Genomic DNA, 5444 nt, shown 5'->3' on the forward strand with positions numbered 1-5444 from the left:
CGAACGCACGCGGGCATCGGTGGCTCCCGGCAGCGGTCGCGGCGACGCCACCCCGACATCCACCACGTCCACCCGAGCGCCCAGCTGGCGGGCAAACACGTTGATGGCCGCGCCCTGCTGAACGAAGTTGGCGACCATCTGCGCGGTCACCTCCTGGGGAAACGCCGACACGCCTTCAGCGGCCACGCCGTGGTCGGCGGCAAACACCACCACGGCGGGGCTATCCACCCGAGGGCGTGCGCTGCCCGTGATGGCGCTGAGCTGAATCGCCAGCGCTTCGAGCCTGCCCAGGCTGCCGGGCGGCTTGGTCAAAGTGTCGAGGTAGGCACGGGTGCGCTCAGCGGCGGCGGCATCGACGGGGCCGATGTCGGGTAGCCAGGGGTAAGCGGCAAGGGAGTCAGAAGCGGCAGCAGAGGACGCGCAGGGAGGCATGGCAGCTCCAGTGGCAGCAAAACCAGAGATGAAGTGATCGCAAGCGCAGCATGGTAACAGATGCGGGCGGCCAGCGGAGCCGCCCGGGCTGTGGTTACCTTACCGGCAATCAGTAAACGGGGGTTTCCTGCCAGCCACCGCCCAGCGCCTTGAACAGCGTGGCCGTGGCCGCCAGCTGCTCACGGCGCGCATCGGCCTGGGCCAAACGGGCCGAGAGCAGGTTGCGTTCGGCGTCCAGGCGCTCCAGCTGGCTCACCTGCCCCTGGTCGTACATCAGCACGGCCAGCTCCCGGGTGCGGGCAACGGCCTCCAGCTGTTCGTCGATGGCGGCCAGCCGTCGCTCGCTGAAGTCGTAGCTGTAGAGCGCATCGCGCACTTCGTTGAAAGCGGTCAGCACGGTCAGGCGATACTGCGCTTCGGCCTGTTCGGCCAGCGCTTCAGCGCTTTCCACCCCGGACTGGCTACGACCGAAGTCGAACAGCGGCCCCATCACCGAGGCCCCGACGCCCCAGGTGCGGGCCACATCGCTGAACAGATCACTGGTGCTGGCGGCCGCAGTGCCCAAAAAGGAGCTGAGATTGAGCGACGGCAGGCGGTTGGCCTCGGCCACGCCGATCTGGGCGGTGGCCGCAATCAGCGCCGCTTCTGCCGAGCGAATATCGGGCCTGCGCTGGAGCATCGCCGACGGCATCACGGCAGGTATGCCCACCGGCTGGGCCAGGTCATCCAGCCGCGACGTGCCGGTGTCCAGGGTAGTCAGCAGCTCATCAGGGGACATGCCCACCAGCGTGCCCAGGGCCCCGCGCAGGGTTTCCACCTGCTGCTTGAGCGACGGCAGCTCTGCCTGCAGGTTGCGCCACTCGGCTTCGGCCTGGCGCAGTTCCAGTTCGCTGATGTCGCCATGCTCGAAGCGCAGCGCCTGAAGGCGATAGGTCTCCTGGTACGCGGCCAGGGTCTCCTCCATCAGCGCTTGCTGGGCTTCGGCACTTTTCAGGCTGACGTAGGTGGTGACCACGTCACCGATCACGCCCAGCTCGGCGGCGTCTCTGGCAAACAGGCTCTCCTGCAGGGCGGCCATGGCCGCAGCGCGCTGGTTGGCTAGCCGCCCCCACAGGTCGATTTCATACTCCAGGCTAGCGGCCAGGGAGTACTGGTTGTTGGTGGAGGTCAGCAGCTCCTGCACGGGCTGAACATCGATGGGCAGCGCCGCCCCCGGAGTGCGCTCACGGTTGGCTTCGGCCTGATAGCCCACGGTGGGAAAGCGCTCGGCATCGGCAAACCCCAGCTGGGCACGGGCCTCGCGGATGCGCGCCAACTGAATCGCCAGTTCGAGATTGTCTTCGCTGGCGCGCTCGACCAGCCGGTTCAGCGCCGGGTCTTCGAAGCGCTGCCACCAGCGGTGCCAGTCGTCACGGGCCTGCTGCTCCAGAGTGATATGGGCAGGCCAGCTCTCCGGCAGCTCAATGTCGGGCGTTTGATACTCCGGGCCGACCGCACAGCCTGCCAGCAGCAAGGCCAGCGCCGAGGCAGTGGTGAACGGTTTGAGGCGGGGGCCCCACGGGCGATTCCTGTGCACGCTGATCATCCTTGCAGTTCGGGTGAATACCGATTTAGGGCGGCGTTAAACCAAACACCTGTTCGAAGTGGCTAAGAGTACCTATTATAGCCTATTATAGGGGGCTGACGAAACAGGGGATACATCACACCACCGTGATCCCCCATTGACTTGCAGGGAGGCATTGGATGAGGTTCATCCGCAAGGGGAAGTGGCTACCCACTCTGGCCGGGTTGCTGGCATGCGTGACGTTATTGGCAGGTTGCAGAGACGCCGAAGAGCCCCCCGAGCCTCCGGCTCAGGTGGTCAAACTGTTTGAGACCGGCCAGCAGCAGGCCTTTTCGGGCCGTCGTTTCGTGGGTCGCGTCGATGCCGTGAGCACCGTCAATCTGGCCTTTCAGGTGGGCGGGCGCCTGACCACCTTTCCAGCCGTACAGGGCACCACGCTGGCCAAAGGCGAGCTGATCGCCCAGCTCGATCAAACCGATTACGCTCTGCAGGTGCGCGCCGCAGAGGCGGAATTGTCCCAGGCCCGCCAGCATCTGCAGCGGCAGGAAAATCTGTATCGCCATAACGCCGTCTCCGCCTCGGTGCTGGAAGCGGCCCGCACTGATGCCGAGCTGGCCGCTACCCAGCTGGAGAGCGCCCGCCAGGAGCTGGCCTACACCTCATTGTACGCGCCCTTTGATGCGCTGATTGCCCGCCGCCTGGTGGAAAACCACACCACGCTGCCGCCCAATGCCGAAGTCGTCCGTATTCAGGACATCTCGGAGCTGCGCATTCGCATCAACGTGCCCGAAGCGCTGATGCAGCATCTCGATGGCGAACACGGTTTCAACGCCGAAGCCGAGATCGCCACGCTGCCCGGCGAGCGCATTGCGCTGGAGTACCGCGAACACATCACCGAGCCCGACGAGGTCGCCCAGACCTATCAGGTGGAGTTCGCGCCCGCCCAAGGCGAGCACCTGGTGGCGCTGCCCGGCACCACGGCCACCGTGTTCATCGAGCCCGCCGAGCGGCTGGTGTCCGGGGTGATGATGATTCCAGCCAGCGCCCTGGACACCACCGAGAGCGGTGATTTTCGCGTGTGGGTCTACGACCCCGACGAGGGCACGGTATCGCCCCGGGAGGTCACCGTGGGTGAGCTGAGCGACGACGCCGTGATGCTGGTGGCAGGCGTTCAGCCTGGCGAGTCGATTGCGGCGGCCGGGGTACACCTGCTGCGCGACGGCATGCGCGTCAAACCGCTCAAAGCCGCGCTCTAGGAGGCCTTATGAATATCGCAAAGCTGTCCATAGAACGGCCTTTAAACACGTGGCTAATCGTCTTAATTTGCTTATTTGGTGGTTTGTGGGGATATAACGCCGTCGGCAAACTCGAAGACCCATCCTTCACCATCCCTAACGCGATTATTAATACGCCCTATCCTGGCGCCACCGCGACAGAAGTAGAAAATGAGGTCACCGAACGCCTTGAGCGCGCTATCCAGAAAATGGAGCAGATCGACGTCATCAAGTCGAAGTCGCTACCTGGGCGCTCGGAAATCCAGGTGGAAGTCCACTCCAGCTACCGCAGCCACGAACTGCCGCAAATCTGGGATGAGCTGCGCAACAAGATCAACGATGCCCAGGGCGACCTGCCCGAGGGGGTGCTGGGCTCCCAGGTCAACGACGATTTCGGTGAAGTGTACGGCCTTTTCTATGCAGTCACGGCCGATGGGCTCACCACGCGGGAGATCCGCGACATTTCGACGTTTCTTCAGCGCGAGCTGCTGGCAGTACCCGGCGTGGCCAGGGTGACCACCGCAGGCGAGCGGGAAGAGACCATCTACATCGACATCTCCAACGAGCGCCTGACCACCCTGGGCATTCCCATCAATCAGGTCATCAACACCATCCAGACCGAAAACGCCGTGGAAAACGCGGGCAGCCTGCGGGTAGGGGAACGCCAGGTGCGGCTGGTGGCGCGTAGCGACATCGACAGCACCGCGCTGATCGAAGCCATTCGCATCGGCCGCCCCGGCACCACCGAACAGGTGTCGCTGATGGATATCGCCACCGTCTACCGCGAGCCCAGCGACCAGCCCAACCAGCTGATTCGCTATAACGGCGAGGATGCCTTCACACTCGGCATTGCGGGCGCCGCCAACGACAACATCATCAGAGTGGGCGAAGCCGTCGAAGCCCGCATGGAAGAGCTGAAAAGCCGCCTGCCGCTGGGCGTAGAGCTACATCCTCTCTACGAACAGCACCATGTGGTCAACGATGCCATCAACGACTTCCTGCTCAACCTGGCCATGTCGGTGGCCATCGTGATCGGGGTGCTGTGCCTGGCCATGGGCTGGCGCATCGGCGTGGTGGTCGGCAGTACCCTGCTGCTCACCGTGCTGGGCACCCTGCTGTTCATGGGGCTGTTGAACATCGAGATGGAGCGTATCTCGCTGGGGGCGCTGATCATCGCCATGGGCATGCTGGTGGATAACGCCATCGTGGTCGCCGAAGGCATGGTCACCAACATCAAGCGCGGCCAGCGCGCCAAGGAGGCTGCAGGCAGCGCCGCCAAGCGTGCCCAGCTGCCGCTACTGGGCGCCACGGTGATCGGCATCATGGCCTTTGCCGGTATTGGCCTGTCGGACGATGTCACCGGCGAATTTCTCTACTCGCTGTTCATGGTCATTCTGGTGTCCCTGATGCTGAGCTGGCTGCTGGCGATCACCGTCACCCCGCTGTTTGGCTACTACCTGCTGCGCCAGAAAGGCGACGACGAGGACCAGCCCGCTGACGAGCAGCAAGCAGGCGAGCGCCAGCACGAGAACGAGGAGAACGAGGAGAACGACGACGAGCCCAGCAAGCGCGAGCTGTACGGCGGCCTGCTCTATCGCGCCTATCGCCGGGTGCTGCTGCTGGCACTGCGCATACGCATCGTCACCGTCAGCGCGCTGGTGCTGATCACCGCCGTGTGCCTGTGGGCCTTCAGCCTGATACCCCAGTCGTTCTTTCCGGACTCCAACACGCCGCTGTTCTTCGTCAATGTGGAGCTGCCCCAGGGCACCGACATTCGCTCGACCGCCGACTACGCCGCCGATATCGAGGCGTATATCCTGGAGCAGGAGGACGTGGTATCGGTGGCCAGCTTCATCGGCCAGGGCGCTACCCGCTTCATGCTCACCTACGCCCCGGAGCAGCCCAACACCGCCTATGCCCAGTTCATCGTGCGTACCGAAGACCTGGACGCCATTCCCGCGCTGGACCAGCGCTTCTACCGAGAGCTGAACGAAGCGTTTCCCAGCGCACAGGTACGCACCCAGCGGCTACAGTTCGGCCCAGGCGATGGTGCGGACATCGAGGCGCGCTTTCAGGGGCCCTCCCCGGAAGTGCTGCGCTCGCTGGCCGACCAGGCCCAGCGCATCATGGCCGACAGCCCCTACCTGATCGACCCGCGCACCGACTGGCGTCAG

Annotated in this window: 4 protein-coding genes; 2 read left to right on the plus strand and 2 right to left on the minus strand. The window is 64.5% G+C overall.

All coding sequences use genetic code 11. The features are described from left to right. Positions 1-432, minus strand: a 432-nt coding sequence (locus B7L71_RS00105) for a nicotinate-nucleotide--dimethylbenzimidazole phosphoribosyltransferase (RefSeq protein ID WP_170919405.1), incomplete at its 3' end; no start/stop codon positions are given. Between the two features lie 109 nt (positions 433-541). Beyond that, positions 542-2008 carry an efflux transporter outer membrane subunit gene (locus B7L71_RS00110; protein ID WP_081135029.1) on the minus strand — a complete coding sequence of 489 codons (1467 nt, stop codon included), beginning with the start codon at positions 2006-2008 and terminating at the stop codon, positions 542-544. Between the two features lie 167 nt (positions 2009-2175). On the opposite strand from B7L71_RS00110, the gene B7L71_RS00115 reads away from it, so the two are divergent. Beyond that, the gene (locus B7L71_RS00115; protein WP_081135032.1) at positions 2176-3252 is read left to right on the plus strand and encodes an efflux RND transporter periplasmic adaptor subunit; all 1077 of its coding nucleotides are present in this window, start codon (positions 2176-2178) and stop codon (positions 3250-3252) included. 8 nt (positions 3253-3260) lie between these two features. Next, positions 3261-5444: efflux RND transporter permease subunit (locus B7L71_RS00120; RefSeq protein WP_081135034.1), on the plus strand; the 2184-nt coding region annotated here is incomplete at its 3' end.

The sequence above is a fragment of the Halomonas sp. BC2 genome, from assembly GCF_002078115.1.
Classification (GTDB): Bacteria; Pseudomonadota; Gammaproteobacteria; order Pseudomonadales; family Halomonadaceae; genus Vreelandella; species Vreelandella stevensii.

What these genes read in the sequence shown, in the direction of transcription:
- B7L71_RS00115 (WP_081135032.1), top strand. Translation starts at nt 2,176, where the DNA reads ATGAGGTTCATCCGCAAGGGGAAGTGGCTACCCACTCTGGCCGGGTTG.